Source organism: Halomonas sp. SIMBA_159, from assembly GCF_046536035.1.
In the GTDB taxonomy this organism is placed as follows: Bacteria; Pseudomonadota; Gammaproteobacteria; order Pseudomonadales; family Halomonadaceae; genus Vreelandella; species Vreelandella venusta_A.
Genome location: NZ_JAWJBT010000002.1, coordinates 176911 through 192595, shown reverse-complemented (window position 1 = coordinate 192595; position 15685 = coordinate 176911). Strand labels below are relative to the sequence as shown.

General features: G+C 58.5%; 16 protein-coding genes. 7 read left to right on the top strand and 9 right to left on the bottom strand.

All coding sequences use genetic code 11. The features are described 5' to 3' along the window. Positions 1 to 166: 166 nt before the first annotated feature. The 3 genes from R0J87_RS02160 to gabT are packed head-to-tail and all read left to right on the top strand — an operon-like array spanning position 167 to position 3230. Positions 167 to 961 carry an EAL domain-containing protein gene (locus R0J87_RS02160; RefSeq protein WP_498884068.1) on the top strand — a complete coding sequence of 265 codons (795 nt, stop codon included), beginning with the start codon at positions 167 to 169 and terminating at the stop codon, positions 959 to 961. Further along, positions 962 to 1900 (top strand): GGDEF domain-containing protein, encoded by a 939-nt coding sequence (locus R0J87_RS02155; RefSeq protein WP_404465246.1) that lies wholly within the window; start codon positions 962 to 964, stop codon positions 1898 to 1900. It begins immediately after the preceding gene. 55 nt (positions 1901 to 1955) lie between these two features. After that, on the top strand, positions 1956 to 3230 hold the full coding sequence (gene gabT, locus R0J87_RS02150; RefSeq protein ID WP_039180144.1) for a 4-aminobutyrate--2-oxoglutarate transaminase: 1275 nt from the start codon (positions 1956 to 1958) through the stop codon (positions 3228 to 3230). 76 nt (positions 3231 to 3306) lie between these two features. Here the strand turns inward: gabT and ccoG are convergent, their stop codons facing one another. Then, positions 3307 to 4737, bottom strand: a complete 1431-nt coding sequence (gene ccoG, locus R0J87_RS02145) for a cytochrome c oxidase accessory protein CcoG (RefSeq protein ID WP_498884065.1) — start codon at positions 4735 to 4737, stop codon at positions 3307 to 3309. A 206-nt stretch (positions 4738 to 4943) separates the two neighbouring features. Between ccoG and mapR the strand changes: the two genes are divergently transcribed. Further along, a complete protein-coding gene (mapR, locus tag R0J87_RS02140; RefSeq protein ID WP_498884063.1) occupies positions 4944 to 6353 on the top strand; it encodes a GntR family transcriptional regulator MpaR in 1410 nt (469 codons plus the stop codon). Positions 6354 to 6388: 35 nt separating this feature from the next. On the opposite strand, the gene R0J87_RS02135 is transcribed toward mapR, so the two are convergent. The 4 genes from R0J87_RS02135 to R0J87_RS02120 all read right to left on the bottom strand — a co-directional run bounded on the left by R0J87_RS02135 (position 6389) and on the right by R0J87_RS02120 (position 10299). Beyond that, positions 6389 to 6637 (bottom strand): YkoF family thiamine/hydroxymethylpyrimidine-binding protein, encoded by a 249-nt coding sequence (locus R0J87_RS02135; protein ID WP_008958845.1) that lies wholly within the window; start codon positions 6635 to 6637, stop codon positions 6389 to 6391. 42 nt (positions 6638 to 6679) lie between these two features. Beyond that, positions 6680 to 7486 (bottom strand): alpha/beta fold hydrolase, encoded by an 807-nt coding sequence (locus R0J87_RS02130; RefSeq protein WP_498884060.1) that lies wholly within the window; start codon positions 7484 to 7486, stop codon positions 6680 to 6682. A 104-nt stretch (positions 7487 to 7590) separates the two neighbouring features. Continuing rightward, the gene (gene dinB / locus R0J87_RS02125) at positions 7591 to 8637 is read right to left on the bottom strand and encodes a DNA polymerase IV (protein WP_404344846.1); all 1047 of its coding nucleotides are present in this window, start codon (positions 8635 to 8637) and stop codon (positions 7591 to 7593) included. A gap of 183 nt (positions 8638 to 8820) precedes the next feature. Then, positions 8821 to 10299, bottom strand: a complete 1479-nt coding sequence (locus R0J87_RS02120) for a protein adenylyltransferase SelO (protein ID WP_498884058.1) — start codon at positions 10297 to 10299, stop codon at positions 8821 to 8823. A gap of 70 nt (positions 10300 to 10369) precedes the next feature. Between R0J87_RS02120 and R0J87_RS02115 the strand changes: the two genes are divergently transcribed. Beyond that, positions 10370 to 11023, top strand: coding sequence for a DNA-3-methyladenine glycosylase (locus R0J87_RS02115; RefSeq protein ID WP_498884056.1), 654 nt, complete (start codon positions 10370 to 10372; stop codon positions 11021 to 11023). On the opposite strand, the gene R0J87_RS02110 is transcribed toward R0J87_RS02115, so the two are convergent. Then, positions 11020 to 11886 carry an NAD-dependent protein deacetylase gene (locus tag R0J87_RS02110; RefSeq protein ID WP_498884054.1) on the bottom strand — a complete coding sequence of 289 codons (867 nt, stop codon included), beginning with the start codon at positions 11884 to 11886 and terminating at the stop codon, positions 11020 to 11022. The two genes, R0J87_RS02115 and R0J87_RS02110, sit on opposite strands and share 4 nt — an antisense overlap. Positions 11887 to 11982: 96 nt before the next feature. Between R0J87_RS02110 and R0J87_RS02105 the strand changes: the two genes are divergently transcribed. Both R0J87_RS02105 and R0J87_RS02100 read left to right on the top strand, forming a co-directional pair. Beyond that, positions 11983 to 13155 carry a UbiH/UbiF/VisC/COQ6 family ubiquinone biosynthesis hydroxylase gene (locus R0J87_RS02105; protein ID WP_498884052.1) on the top strand — a complete coding sequence of 391 codons (1173 nt, stop codon included), beginning with the start codon at positions 11983 to 11985 and terminating at the stop codon, positions 13153 to 13155. A gap of 77 nt (positions 13156 to 13232) precedes the next feature. Continuing rightward, positions 13233 to 14429 (top strand): E22 family MetX-like putative esterase, encoded by a 1197-nt coding sequence (locus tag R0J87_RS02100; protein WP_498884050.1) that lies wholly within the window; start codon positions 13233 to 13235, stop codon positions 14427 to 14429. 33 nt (positions 14430 to 14462) lie between these two features. Here the strand turns inward: R0J87_RS02100 and brnA are convergent, their stop codons facing one another. The 3 genes from brnA to R0J87_RS02085 all read right to left on the bottom strand — a co-directional run bounded on the left by brnA (position 14463) and on the right by R0J87_RS02085 (position 15668). Next, a complete protein-coding gene (gene brnA, locus R0J87_RS02095; RefSeq protein ID WP_399846518.1) occupies positions 14463 to 14732 on the bottom strand; it encodes a type II toxin-antitoxin system BrnA family antitoxin in 270 nt (89 codons plus the stop codon). Further along, positions 14722 to 14985, bottom strand: a complete 264-nt coding sequence (locus R0J87_RS02090) for a BrnT family toxin (RefSeq protein ID WP_498884048.1) — start codon at positions 14983 to 14985, stop codon at positions 14722 to 14724. The genes brnA and R0J87_RS02090 overlap by 11 nt, the downstream gene beginning before the upstream one ends. 74 nt (positions 14986 to 15059) lie before the next feature. Continuing rightward, the gene (locus tag R0J87_RS02085) at positions 15060 to 15668 is read right to left on the bottom strand and encodes an aspartate/glutamate racemase family protein (RefSeq protein ID WP_498884046.1); all 609 of its coding nucleotides are present in this window, start codon (positions 15666 to 15668) and stop codon (positions 15060 to 15062) included. Positions 15669 to 15685: the final 17 nt, after the last annotated feature.

Below are 15685 nucleotides of genomic sequence, written 5' to 3'. Positions count from 1 at the left end.
GCGCTAGACTGACAGTTATTGCAGTCATACTATTTCTTTAGAAAAAGCTAACGTACTCACGCTTTTTCATAGTCAGCACGTGTTTATAAATGGTTACGTATTTATACGACACTCAAAGGCATTCCCCGCCGCTAGGCAGCAGCGATCAAACACTTCAGGAGACGTTATGGGTAACTGCGCACGGGTGAACGGCACGTGTAAACGCTGTGAAGGAGAGCTCCCCTTTGAGTTCACCATGGCGTTCCAACCCATCGTAGATGTCGCGCTGGCCCGCGTAGTGACCCATGAAGCGCTGGTGCGGGGCGTCAACGGCGAGTCTGCCTGGAGCGTGATCTCTCAGGTCACTGATGAGCTGCTCTACCGCTTTGACCAAGCTTGCCGGGTCAAAGCCATCGAGCTTGCCAGTGAGCTGGGCATGGAAACGGATCTTTCCATTAACTTCCTGCCTAACGCCGTCTACGAGCCAGAAGCGTGTATTCAGGCCACCCTGGAAGTTTCCCAGCGGGTAGGCTGGCCAATGGACAAGCTAATCTTCGAGATTACCGAAACCGAGCGGGTACGCGACCGACAGCACCTGTGCAATATCATCGACGCCTACCGCACCATGGGCTTTAAAACAGCACTCGATGATTTTGGGAACGGCTACGCCAACCTGGATCTGCTCACCGACCTCGCCCCGGACAAGCTGAAAATCGACCGCGAGCTGGTCATGCAGTGCGACCACGATCCTCGTCGCCAGGCACTACTCAACGCCATTATTCTGCTCGCCGCCGAACTCGACATGACGCTGATTGCCGAAGGAGTAGAAACTCGCGCTGAAGCCCTGTGGCTTGCGCGGGCGGGGATTACTCGCCAGCAGGGTTTCTATTACGCCAAGCCCGCGATTGGCAAACTGGGCACTGAATTAACACCACTGCTAGAAGCGTTGCGGTCAGAGGCCCAGCTAAGCACGGAGAGCTGAATGACAAGCATGAGCACGGACCATCTTTATCAGTTGGTAAACCGTTCCAAGCGCAATACGGAGAACGTGATTAAGACCGCACCACTGGGTATCTGCATTACCGACCCTCACGGGCATTTCGAGATGGTCAATCCTGCCTACTGCCAATTCTATGGCTACCGCGAAGAAGAGTTGATTGGCCAGCACTTTACGCTGGTGGTGCCCGAGGCGTACCGCGCCCAAATGCGCCAGCTACACGATGAGTTCATCCAAGGGGATGAAACCCATGAGCTGCGCCAGGAGTGGGAAGTACGCTGTAAAAACGGCGAAACCCGCACGATCATCGCCGAAGCTGCCCGCATCGAGGGCGACGACGCCGCCTCGCGCAAGGTCACCTTTATTGTCGATATTACCCAGCGTAAGCAGCTCGAAGAGCGCTTGAAACAGGCCAACGAGCGCCTTGAGTATCTCGCTCATCACGATGAACTTACTGGGCTGCTCAACCGTCGCCAGGGGCTTACCAAGCTGGAAGAAGCCCTTGAACGCTGCCGCCGCTACGGTAATCAGCTGAGTATCGTGCTGTTCGATCTGGATGATTTTAAGAACATCAACGACACCTACGGCCACAGCACTGGCGACAGCGTGCTGCAAGAGCTAACTCGGGTCGTCAATCAACAGCTGCGGGAAACCGACTTCCAAGTACGCTTGGGGGGCGAAGAGTTTCTGGTCATCATGCCGGAAGTAGATGCCGATTCGGCGTATACCGCTATGGAACGTATTCGCCAAAAGGTCGAGCAAACGCCTTATACCGAACATGAGCTGACCGTGACGCTATCAGCAGGCATCGCATGTTACATTGAAGCGTCGAGTACTCGAATGCTTGATCGCGCTGATAAAGCGATGTATCAGGCTAAACAGGCAGGGCGCAACCAAATTGTCATCGCATCGTCATCAGTGTGATCAACGCTATTGCGCACTATGCTAAAGCAACACCTATCCTTGAAGGAGCTGAGTCATGAGCAATGCCGAGCTAAACGAACTAAAGCAGAAATACGTCGCCGCGGGCGCTGCAAGCCCCGCCACCGCCTTTGCGGACCGCGCCGAAAACGCTGAGATCTGGGACGCCGACGGCAACCGCTTTATCGACTTCGCTGGCGGCATCGGCGTCTTAAACGTAGGGCATCGTCACCCGAAAGTTGTGGCCGCTGTGAAAGCCCAGTTGGATAAGGTGATGCACACCTGCCAAACGGTCATGCCCTACGAAGGCTACGTCAAAGTGGCTGAAAAGCTGAGCCACATCGTTCCCGTGCGTGGTCATGCCAAAGTCATGCTGGCCAACTCCGGTGCCGAAGCGCTGGAAAACGCGGTAAAGATTGCCCGTGCCGCCACCGGCCGTTCTAACGTGATCTGCTTTGACGGCGGCTACCACGGCCGTACTTTCTACACCATGGCGATGAACGGCAAGGTTGCGCCTTACCAAACCGATTTCGGCCCGATGCCGGGCACCGTATTCCGCGCCCCCTACCCGGTTCCTTACCACGGTGTCAGCGAAGACGAAGCCATTCGCGGCCTGAAGATGACGCTGAAAACCGATGCCAACCCGAAAGACACCGCAGCGATCATTCTTGAGCCAGTACTGGGTGAAGGTGGCTTCTACCCCGCACCGACCAGCTTCCTGAAGAAGATTCGCGAAATTTGCGATGAGCACGGCATGCTGATGATCATCGACGAAGTGCAGTCTGGCTTTGGCCGTACCGGTAAGATGTTTGCCATTGAGCACAGTGGCGTAGAGCCGGACATGATGACCATGGCCAAGAGTATGGCCGACGGCATGCCGATCTCTGCCATCGTGGGCACAGATAAAGTGATGGACGCCTCTGGCCCGAACTCACTGGGCGGCACCTACACCGGCAGCCCCACCGCCTGTGCGGCGGCGCTGGCCGTGATGGAAATCTTCGAAGAGGAAAACATCCTCGAGAAGAGCCAGGCGCTGGGCGAAAAACTGGCAGCCCGCTTCAACGAGTGGCAAGGCAAGTTTGATTGCATCGACCACGTGCGCAACATGGGCGCAATGGCAGCATTTGAGCTGGTCAACAACAAAACCGACCGCACGCCGAACCCGGAACTGGCGGCAGCGCTGTGCAAAAAAGCCCGCGAAGAGGGCCTGATCCTGCTCTCGTGCGGTATGTACGGCAACACCATCCGCTTCCTGATGCCGGTCACCATCGAAGACGACGTGCTGAACGAAGGCCTGGATATCATCGAATCCTGCCTGGAATCGCTGATCTAAGCGCTCTGCACCAACCACAACGCCGCCCTATTGGGCGGCGTTTTTTTTCTTACACGACGAAGATCATGCATGACATTTAATAGCGCGTAGTGCTTAAAAACCGCGTTTCAATGCTAGAGGAGATTGAAGGCTCATCTAACGCAGTGATATGCAGCACCACCGGGTGACTCGGCTGGGTCAGCGCTGACGCGTCAGCATTGAGCGCCACGCGTAACTGCCTCGTTTCATTAGCGGCCAAGACGAATGTGCTGGCACCTTGTAAACGCAGGCCGGGCAAGCCGGTAGCGGACAAGGCGTACTGGTGCTCCTTCGTATCTTGATTGCGCAGCGTCACGGTGTAGTAGTTGATAATGCGCCCCTCGGCCGTGCTTTCAAACAGCGCCTGACGATCTCGGGCAATGTCTACATCAATAGGCACCCGGGCATTCAAAAAACTGATCAACAAAACCACCATAGAAAGCAGCGCCACCGTATAGGCCAACAGCTGAGGACGCCAAAACCGCGTAGGTTTGCCCTCTAGCGCGCGCTCGGTGGTGTAGCGAATCAAACCCAGCGGCTTATCGATACGCGCCATCACGCTATCGCAGGCATCAATACACGCCGCACAGCCAATACACTCATACTGCAGGCCATCACGAATATCGATCCCTGTGGGGCACACCTGAACGCACAGTTCGCAATCAATACAGTCCCCAGCAGCCGCTTCCGCAACCTCTTTTCGGTGGCCACGACGCGGCTCACCACGGGCGGGGTCGTAAGAAACAATCAGCGTATGGCTATCAAACATGGCCGACTGAAAGCGTGAATAGGGGCACATATGCAGGCACACCTGATGGCGCAACCAGCCAGCGTTCAGGTAGGTAAACAGGGTAAAAAAGCCGATCCAGAACAGCGCCCAAGGATGCGCCTCGAGACTGAGTAGATCCCTCACGAGCTCACCCACCGGCGTAAAATAGCCCACGAAGGTGACGCCCGTTACCAATGCGATCAGTAGCCAAGCGGTATGTTTAGCGCCTTTTCGCCATAACGACCCCAGCGTGTTAGATGCGTTGTCGCGGCGTATCCGACGGTGCCGTGGCCCCTCCAGGCGGTGCTCGAACCAAATAAACAAAAACGTCCATACGCTTTGCGGGCAGCTATAGCCACACCACACTCGCCCCGCCGCCACCGTGATCAAAAATAGACCAAACGCGCACAGCACCAGAATCCAGGTCAGTAGAATAAAGTCTTGGGGATAAAACGTCGCAGCAAAGAGATGAAACTCCTGGGCAGAGAGGTCAAACCACACCATGGGGCGGTCACCCCACTGAATCCATGGCAAGCCCACATAAAGCGCTATCAGCAGCCAGTTGGAATAACGCCTTATGCGCTGAAAAAAGCCCTGTATTTCTCGCACATAGATATGCCCCGATTTAGAGGGCGAGCGACCCGTAGGTTTCGCCTGAGGCGAATGGTGTTCAACGGCTGCATCGGTGGTTAGGTCTTGCAGTGGAATGCGTTGCGTCATACCGATATCCAGAAAAGAGGGAGTGGCGATCTATACGGTCGAGGGGCGTCACCGAATGAGCCGCTACTATGCCCTCCCAGCCAATCACTAAAACAGATGCAGTTTTAGAGAAAAAAGCCATATCAGTTTTGATATGCTTTTGATTGAGAGTATCGAGTCTGTTGATCCCACTAAGCACCCGCGCCAAGCACCAGCGAGTTTATGCCATGAAACGCTATGAACAGTTTGCCGATGAAATAGCCGCGCTGATTCGCCAAGGCGTACTGGGCCCAGGCGAGCGCATTCCGTCAGTGCGCCAAGCGAGCCGCCATCACGGCATTAGCCCCTCGACGGTGTTTCAGGCGTACTACTTACTGGAAAACCAGGGGCTGATCAGCGCTCGGGCGCGCTCGGGCTACTTTGTTCGTGAACATGCGCGGCGATTGACCAACGAACCCCGCGTCACGCTACAACCCACCGACCCAGCGGAAGTGAAGGTCAGCGAGCTGGTGTTTTCGGTGCTGGACTCACTGCAGGATGATCAAACGGTGCCCTTTGGCTCGGCCTTCCCTAGCCCTGAGCTGTTTCCACTCTCTCGCTTGAGTATCAGCATGACACGCGGCTTGCGGGCGCTTTCGCCCCAACAGGTAGTGGCCGATATGACCACCGGACATACCGACCTGTGCCGGCAGATTGCTCTGCGCTACATGCTGGGCGGCATTCAACTGCCGATGGACGAACTGGTGATTACCAATGGCGCAATGGAGGCGCTCAATCTAGCCCTACAGTGCGTGACCCAGCCGGGGGACTTGGTAGCAGTTGAGTCGCCTGCTTTTTATGCCAGCCTGCAGGTGCTGGAGCGGCTCAAACTACGCGCGGTGGAAATTCCGGTTCACCCCCGGGAAGGGATTGACCTAGAAGTGCTGGCAGAGCGATTAGCGACGCTGCCCATCAAAGCCTGCTGGTTTATGAGCCATCTGCAGAACCCCATCGGCGCCAGCCTAAGCAACGAGCGCAAGCAGGTGCTTTACCAATTATTAAAGCAGCACCAAGTGCCCATGCTAGAGGATGACGTGTATGCCGAGCTCTATTTTGGCAGCACGCCGCCCGCTCCCGTTAAGGCCTTTGATGATGAAGGCTTGGTGATTCACTGCAGCTCTTTCTCGAAGTGCTTGGCACCCGGCTATCGGGTGGGTTGGGTAGCGGGCGGCCGTTATGCCCAGGAGATCTCGCGGCTAAAACTAATGACCACCATTTCCCCCTCTATCCCCGCCCAGGCCGCCATTGCTGACTATTTACAACACGGTGGCTACGACCGCCATATGCGCAAGCTTCGCCATGCCTTAGAAGCCCAGCAAACCAGTATGCTGGCAGCGGCAGATCGCTACTTCCCAGCGCATACGCGCATTACGCGCCCTGCGGGCGGTTATTTCCTTTGGGTGGAGTTTCCCGAACACGTGGATTCGCTGCAGCTGTTTCGCACAGCACTCGACCATGGCGTTAGCCTCGCGCCAGGGCCGATTTTCTCCGCGACCCAACAGTTTCGCCACTGCATTCGCTTGAGCTATGGCTACCCTTGGACCCAGCGTAGCGAGCGGGGAATGGAAACGCTGGGCAAGTTATTGAGCCGTTTTTAGCGCGATAAAGCACATCACACGCGTGATGGCGTTATTTACCGGGGCCGCCGGTCACCTTCTAAAAAGTTAGCGGTAAACACGGCTTTGCCGTGGGTCTCGAACGACCACTTCATCACGTCGCTCAGTGCCGCCATCACCTCATCGAACTCACCAAATACCTGGGTGCTCATTCGGTTGGGGTGAACCTCCAGCCCGGTGGCCTCTAAACGTTTGACCACCTCTTTCACCACGGGCTTGAAATCATCGGCCAGCGGGTAGTAGCTCAGCTGTACGGAAAGATACATATCGTCTCCTTAATCGCCTCTATGGCTGCATCGCCTCTAAGGCTACGCTGTTTGAAACTGCTGCCACGCGGCCAGTATCGCCGAGCGCGTCTCTTCTGGGTGCTCCATGGGGAACATGTGCGTGCCGGGCACCGTGCTGACCGGCAGCCCGCGACGAGCGATGCGCTTGAGCCGTGAAGGCGTCATCAAGTGCGACTGCTGCCCTGCCACCAGTTGAATGGGTACGCCTACGCGCTGCGGCAGGTTGGAGAGGTGATCCGGTAAGTGGCGGAAAATCTCCAGCTCGATGCGCGGGTCAAAGGTCAGCTCGGCGCTACCGTCATCTAAAAGCCGCGTGCCTGCTTCAATGTAGTCGTTGAGCGCCTCAGGGGTAAAGCCACGAAACAGCCCCCGCCGCCGTAGCGAGTTCGCCATCGCTTCACGGCTGGGCCACACGCTGCGCCGCCCTTTGGTTTTACCTGCTGGCGTAATGCGGTCCATCAGCCCAAACCGCTTAGCCGCTTTCATGGCCCAGGCATCTGGCCCCAGCATCAGCGGTGGGTCGAGCATAATCACGCCACCAAAGCGCTCCGGCTGCTTCTCGGCGGCCATGGCCATCAGCGTGCCGCCCAGCGAATGCCCGACGCCCAGCAGTGGCGCGTCGGTATCGGGGAGGTAGCTAATCAGTTCATCCACCAAATTGCCCCAGTTGTGGTTCACCGGGTAATCCGGGTGGTGGCCCAGGCGGTCTAGCGGGTGTAAATCGAACGACTCTGCCAACGGGTCTAACAGGCTGCGGTAGCTCAAGCCGGGAAAGCCGTTGGCATGGGCAAACACTAAACGGGGGCGTTGGATGGCATCGGCAGGCATAGCAGGCTCGCGGTTAGGCTAACGGGAAGAAGCGCTATCTATCATACGTCTGTTTTAACGCGAGCACGGAAACCCGTCAATCCACCCAAGGGTTAACAGGCTAATTAAAACAGCGAGAGCTGCTGGGCAGCGGTCTCTTCCGCCAAGCGGTAGCCGACACCCAGCAGGCGCACGGGGCGCTCGCCCCTTGCCCAGCCCACGTTAAGCAAGGTTTCAAACTGTTCCAAGTTAGGAGCAGGGTCGGCGTGTTCGACGGTGGTTTGGGTGAAGTCGTTGAATTTGACCTTCACCATCACCCCGCGCACGGCGGGTGCCGGGTCTAGGCGAGCGTAGCGGCGTTCTAAATCGCTAATCAGCTCGGGGAGCTGGCGGCGGCAGGCTTCCAGGGTGGGTAAATCTTGAGAGTAGGTTAGCTCGGTGCTGATTGATTTACGCTCGCGGTGAGTTTTGACCGGGCGCTCATCCCGCCCGTGGCTGAGTTCATGCAGGCGATGGCCAAAGCGGCCAAAGCGCTCCACCAGCTCGGTCAGTGGCCGTGCGCGCAGATCCGCGCCGGTCTGAATGCCCAGCTCCGCCAGCTTTTCAGCGGTGCGCGGCCCTACGCCGTGGATCTTTTTCACCGGAAGCTGCTGCACGAAGGCGTCTATATCGTCTGGCGTGATGACAAACAGCCCATCGGGCTTGCGCCAGTCACTAGCAATCTTGGCGAGAAACTTGTTGGGTGCCACACCCGCCGAGACGGTAATGCCCACTTCCTGCTTCACCCGATGGCGAATGGCTTCGGCCATACGGGTGGCGCTGCCGTGGTGGAGCGTGACCTCCGAAACATCCAGAAAGGCTTCATCCAGCGAGAGCGGCTCGATCAGTTCGGTCACATCTCGGTAGATAGCAAACACCTGGCGGGCAACATCTTTGTACTTCGCCATATCGCCACGAATCACCGTGAGGTGGGGGCAGCGTTTGAGCGCCTGAGCCATGGGCATGGCGGAGTGGATGCCAAACTTGCGCGCAGGGTAGTTGCAGGTGGCGACCACCCCGCGCTGCTCCACACTGCCGCCAATGGCAATGGGGATATCAGTTAACGCGGGGTTATCGCGCATCTCTACCGCCGCATAGAAGCAGTCACAGTCGCAGTGGATAATTTTGCGCACAGGCCGACCTTGCCTCCCCCCTTACCTGTAAAAAAGCACAGTTTATCACAGGGTGTGCTACAGCGCTGATGCGCAGCAAAACCCTAGGCGGGGGCGCTGTGAATCCCTCCCTGGACGCTACTTTCGCCATCCATGGCGAAAGACCCCCGCTACGGGTTTTCCGCCCATACTCGCCGGTCTAAATCACGTACCACAAAAGGTGCGCAACACCTGTTCGCTTTCCGTGGCCGGGGCGGCCAAGCGGCGCGCTTCTTCGGATTCATCAAAGGGCTGCGTGACCGCCGCGAGCAGCGTGTGGAAAGGCGCGAAATCGCCTTCTACCGCCGCATCGATGACCTCTTGAATGCGGTGGTTGCGGGGAATCACCACTGGGTTGGCGTGGCGCATGGCCTCTAGGCGTTCACTCTGCTGGCTCGCTTGCTGGGCGTTTTCCCACTCGGCCAGCCAAGCGGTAAGGCCATCAGGCTGAGTGGTCAGCGCTAGCAGCGCCTCTTTGTGGGAATGGGCTGACGAGTCCTTTCTCAGCGCTTGCGCATAGTGCGTTAGCGCGTCGAACGTCGCGGTCATATCCATGCGGCCTTGATGCATATGAATTTCCAGCGCTTCCATCAGCGGCGCGGCGTGGTCGCTTTCTGGGGCAAGGCCCAGCTTGTTAGCTTGCAGGCGGCGCTGCTCGGCGCTAAAGCGGGAGGTAAAACCGCGAAGCACTTCGGTGGCCTGCTCTACCACGGCATCGCCCTCTTCCCGCATGAGCGGCAGCAAGGTTTCGGCAAAGCGGGCCAGGTTCCATTGGGCAATGCCCGGCTGATTGTTGAAGGCGTAGCGCCTGCCCTGGTCAATAGAGCTGTACACCTTCTGTGGGTCGAACTGTTCCATAAAGGCGCAGGGGCCGTAATCGATGGTCTCACCGGCAATGCTGCAGTTGTCGGTGTTCATCACGCCATGAATAAAGCCCAGGCTCATCCAACGCGCCACCAGCGTCGCTTGGCGGGCGGTCACCGCTTCTAACAGCGCAAGGTACGGATCGTCAGCGTTGGCCGCTTCTGGGTAGTGGCGGGTAATCACATGATCGGCCAGCGCTTTGAGCGCGCTTTCATCGCGGCGAACGGCGGCAAACTGGAATGTACCCACGCGAATATGGCTGCTCGCTACGCGGGTAAGCACGGCCCCCGGCTCGGCCATTTGGCGCACCACGCGCTCGCCCGTAGCGACGGCAGCCAAGGCGCGAGTGGTAGGCACACCCACGGCGGCCATAAATTCACTCACCAGATATTCCCGCAGCACCGGGCCAAGGGGCGAACGGCCATCGCCACCGCGAGAAAACGGCGTGCGGCCGCTTCCTTTTAGCTGCACATCACGGCGCAGGCCCTGCTGGTCCACCACTTCGCCCAACAGCAGCGCGCGGCCATCGCCTAGCTGCGGCACGAAGTTGCCGAACTGGTGCCCGGCGTAACCCAGCGCTTTAGGCTCGGCACCCGGCGGCAGCTGGTTACCGCTGAACCACTGGGCCAGCGTGACGTCGTCGGGCTGGGTTTGCATACCTAGCTCCGCGGCCAGGGCATCGTTAAACGCGATCAGGCTGGGCTGTGCCACGGGCGTAGGCTGGCAGGCCACCCATAGGGGCTCTGGCAGCGTGGCAAACTGGTGTTCAAAGGTCAGCACGGGCAACTCCGCTTTTCAATTAATGGCCTACAGAATACCCTAGCAGCTTACTCAAGTAATTGGCGATAGCATGCCGCATAGAGACGCGTTAACCCCTGTTACGTTACCGATTGAGCAAGAGGCGCTCACGCCCCTGCCCCAGGCCTTCTACAACCGCGATACGCTGGAAGTGGCCCGAGACCTGCTGGGCTGCTGGCTAGTGCGCCAGCTCGATGGCGAGTTAATGGCCGCGCGCATTGTGGAAACCGAGGCCTACCGTGGCTCGGAAGATTCCGCCTGCCATGCCCACCGGCGCAGAACCCCGCGCACCGAGGCGATGTTTGGCCCACCTGGCCACGCCTACGTCTATTTGGTGTACGGCATGCACTGGCTGCTGAATGTGGTCACCCAGCCGGAAGGCAACCCCTGCGCGGTACTAATTCGAGCGGTAGAGCCGGTGATCGGCGAGCCTGCCATGCGCGCATGGCGCAGCGTGGCGGGGCGCAACCTGAGCAACGGACCCGGCAAACTCACCCGTGCGCTGCGTATCGATAACGCCCTCTACGGCCACGATATGACGCAAAACGGCGATCAGGCGAACGGGCTGTGGATTACCTCTGGCGAGCCGCCCAGCGCGATTGCCAGCGGCCCAAGAGTCGGCATTGATTACGCCCAACCCGCCGACCGCGACGCCCCCTGGCGGCTATGGAGCGAGGGCAACCCGTGGGTGTCGAAAGCGCGTTAAGCGCCCTTCAGGCAGGCCACCGCCTGCTCCAGCACCGGCGTTAGCGGCGCGCGCCACTGGTGAGACAAAAACTCATCGGCGCGAGTCACACCCAGAGAGAGCGATGCCACGGGTAGGCCCATGGCATGGGCAGCGCGGCAGAAGCGGTAGCCGGAATAGACCATCAACGACGTACCCACTGCTAGCACCGCATCGGCTTGCTGCAGCGCCGCTTGGGCAGCCAACCGACGCGCCGGGGGCACCACATCGCCGTAGTAGACCACCTGCGGTTTGAGGATGCCCTTGCAGCGCGGGCAGTCCAGCACCTTAAAGGTGGAGAAATCGGTTTCCAGATCCGCATCGCCATCCGGCGCGTGGCGGGCATCCAGCGCGGCAAAGGCTGGGTTCATGCGCGCCATTTCACTGTGCATGGCGTGACGCATCATTTGATAGCCGCACGCCATACAGGCCACCACGTCCGCCCTGCCGTGAAGATCAATCACCTTTTTCGAGCCCGCCCGCTGGTGCAAGCGGTCCACGTTTTGTGTCACCAGCAGCTCCACATGCCCCATGTACTCAAGCTCTGCCAGCGCCCGATGCGCCCCGCTCACTTGGGCTTCGCGCATGGCTTTAAAGCCCACCAGCGCCCGCGCCCAGTAGCGCTGGCGTACGGCGAAGGAGCTCATGAAATCACCGTGCTGCACCGGTGGCGGGCGCTTCCACTGGCCATCGGCATCGCGGTAATCGGGAATCCCGCTGTCGGTACTTACCCCCGCCCCGGTAATCACCCAGAGTTTGGGGTGGCGTTTGATAAAAGCGGCCAGTGCTTCCCCGGCCACCTGGCTGCTCTCGCGTTTTTCTGTACTTTCCACGGCCTGCGTCAATGGATCACCCTAGGCAATACTGCGACAAGTCAACGATACTGTATGACAATATAAGCACATGCAATGTGCCCTCGATAGCGGAGTAAGGAGCCTCTCATGCAGTGGGATCACGAGATTATTATTGTCGGTGGCGGCATGGTGGGCGCGGCCCTGGCGGCAAGGCTAGGCCAGGCGGGCATTTCCGTAGGGCTCGTCGAGCGCGGCAGCGCCCCCAAACCCGCCAGCGGCGACTACGACCTACGTATTTCATCGCTCAACGCCCGTTCGCTGGCGTTCGTGAAAGCCAGCGGCGCGATACTGCCCGGCGAGCGCTGCTGCCCGTTCCGGCATATTGATGTGGCGAATCAGGATGGCACCGGCCACTCCGTGTTCTCCGCCGAAGAGAGCGGCATGAACGACTTCGGTATCTTTATCGAAAACCGCGCTTTGCAGTACGCCCTGTGGCAGCGCCTGGAAGCGCTTCCCAGCGTGACCTGCTATACCCAGTGCGCCCCGCTGAGCACCATGGCAGCCACCACCGCCCGCATGCTAGAGCTGGATAACGGCAAAACCCTAAGCGCCCGGCTGATTGTAGGGGCCGACGGCGCACGCTCTACGCTACGTGAACTGGCGGGCATTGGCGTGACCAGCTACGACTACCACCAGCGGGCGATGATTATTAACGTCGAGACCGAGCTGCCACAGCAGGACGTTAGCTGGCAGTGCTTTACGCCTAAAGGGCCGATTGCCATGCTGCCACTGCCCGGCCAGCGCGCCTCGCTGGTGTGGTACGACAGCGATGAAGCCACCAAAGCCCGCGAACAGCTCTCCGACAACGCGCTCCAGCACGCCATTGAAACCACCTTCCCCAAACGCCTGGGCAAGCTCACCCGTATTGTGGCGCGGGCAAGCTTCCCGATTAAGCGCCAGCACGCCAAGCGCTACATCGGCAAACGCCTCGCGCTAATTGGCGACGCCGCCCACGTAGTGCACCCGCTCGCCGGGCAAGGGTTGAACATCGGCCTACACGACGCCGACACCCTGGCCGAGCTGATCATCAAAGGCCGCGACCCCGGCGACCACATCAGCCTGCACCGCTTCGAATGCCAGCGCCGCCTCGCCAACCAAGCGATGATTGCCGCCACCGACAGCTTCCACCACCTGTTCACCGGCGCAAAACCGCTGCGCCAACTGGGCGATCTCAGCCTGCATTTGGCCGAGCGAGTGCCGTTTGCCAAACGTATGATGATGCAGCAGGCCAATGGGTTGAATCCGTTTAAAATCGGCTAACGCTGACTATGCTGAGGGAGAGGCTGCAATAAGCAGCCCTAAAACAATCACAATACCCCCTCAAAAAAGGAAAGCGCATGCGACGCAAGCAACCATTCGCGCTAGTGACAGCCGCCTCGTTTACCGGCCTTGGCCTGCTGTTGGCCACGCCCTTATGGGCCTGGGATGGCGTGGTCGAGAAGCAGACGTTCGAGATGGAGAGCTTTACCACTCAGGGCGGCGAGACGATCCCTAACGTGACGGTGGGCTGGGAAGCCTACGGCGAGCTTAACGAAGCCCGCGACAACGCGATTCTGATTACCCACTTTTTCTCCGGCACCAGCCATGCGGCAGGCCGCTATGGGGCTGATGGCGAGCCCACCGGCTATTGGAATGCCATTATTGGCCCCGGCAAGCCGCTGGATACCGATGAGTACTACATCATCTCCTCCGATACGCTGGTTAATTTGGGGGCGAATGACCCAAACGTAATTACCACCGGGCCAGCCTCCATCAACCCCGATACCGGCGAGCCCTGGGGCATGGATTTTCCTGTGGTGACCATTCGTGACTTTGTCGAAGTGCAGCGTGCCTTGCTGGAAAGCCAGGGCATTGAATCGCTGCATGCGGTGATGGGCGCTTCCATGGGAGCGCTGCAGGCCATTGAGTGGGCCAGCGCTTACCCTGAACGCGTTGAGCGGTTAATTCCTGTGATTGGCGGCGGTGTAGCCGACCCGTGGCTGCTGGCCACGCTCAGCGCGTGGGCCGCGCCGATTCGCCTGGATGCTAACTGGAACGAAGGCGACTACTACAACGGAGAGCCGCCCACCGAGGGGCTAAAAGAGGCGCTGAAGCTGGTCACGCTTAATGCCAACCACTGGCAGTGGGCCAACGAAGCGTTCAACCGTGATTGGGCGGATGACGCTCGCGACCCCGCCCAGGATATCAACGCCCTCTACGCCATCGAGCAAACCCTAGACGACATCGCAGGCGCACGGGCGAAGATCTCCGATGCCAACCACCTGCTCTACCTAGTGCGCGCCAACCAAACCTTTATGGCAGGCCACGGCGACTCCTTGGAAGCAGGCCTAGCCGCCATCGAAGCCCCCACGCTGATGCTGTATAGCGAGAACGATTTAGTCTTCGCACCCGAAGGCGTACGCCGCACCGCCGAGCTGATTGAGGCAGACGGCACCGAGGTAACCCTGGAAACGCTAGAAGGCAACCGAGGCCACCTGGATGGCGTCGTTTCCATCGAGCAAGCCAGCGATACACTGCGGGAGTTTTTGCAGTAAAGGAGAAAGCGCTGGCTTCTTTGGGAGCCAGCGCTAGTGAGTACCGCCCACCGTGTCATGGCTCAGAGGTTGATGAGCCGCTTCAGCTTGAAGACGCTCAACCAACCAAACTTTGATAATAGACTGGCGCGTAACACCAATTCTCGCAGCCTCACGGTCTAGTGACTCCACTACCCATGCAGGAAAATCTACGTTAATCCGTTTTTGCTCCTGATTCACACGCCGAGCCGTGGACAGGTCAAGATCGTCGATTATATCATTTTGATTTTCATCGAACTTTTTATCGAATTCTTTAGCTTTCATAGAGTTCTACCTCCTTTTTGCGAGAGCGCCTAACAGAAATTAATCGAATACGCCCCTCTCGGTAGGTGACGACCGCCGACCAGTGTTTTTCACTGATCATGCCTATTAGCAAAAATCTTGGTTCGCCCTCTGATTTTGCACGAATTTCTAGCAGATATGGATCCTTCCACAGCGCTTGTGCCGCTTCAAAATCAATACCGTGCTTTTCTAGGTTGGTCTGACTTTTATTATCGTCAAACTCAAACTCGTTCATGAGTATAAATTATTCCTTTTTTACTCACTCAACAAGATTTTAAAGCTAGGAATATGTGCAGCATACCTTTATGCCTAACCTCGCTCCAACGCCCGCTGAACCGCCTGCTCCGCGTGGATCTCGGTGGTATCAAACAGCGACACGCTCGTATCCGCTTGCTGAATCAACAAGCCGATCTCGGTACAGCCTAAAATCACGCCCTGCGCGCCGCGCTCAGCCAGCGAATCGACGATAGTTAGGTAGTCAGCTTTGGCATCTGCCTTCACCACGCCCAGGCACAGCTCTTGATAAATCACCGAGTGCACGCGCTCGCGCTGTGGCTCGGTGGGCACCACCACTTCGATGCCGTGGCGCTGAAGGCGCTCGATATAAAACGCCTGCTCCATGGTGAACCGTGTGCCGAGCAGCCCCACGCAGGTAATGTCCTGCTGTTGCAGCACCTGGGCCGTGGCGTCGGCGATATGCAAAAGCGGAATGGAGACCGCCGCTTCCAGCGGCTCGGCCACCTTGTGCATAGTGTTGGTACACAGCACCATGAAATCGGCCCCGGCCGCTTCGACCGCTTTGCCCGCTGCTGCCAGTATCTCAGCGGTGGCCTGCCAGTCGCCCTGATGCTGCAGCGTCTCTATCTCGGCAAAATCAACGCTGTACAGCACCACTTTGGCCGAATGCAGCCCGCCCATCGCCAAGCGCACATGCT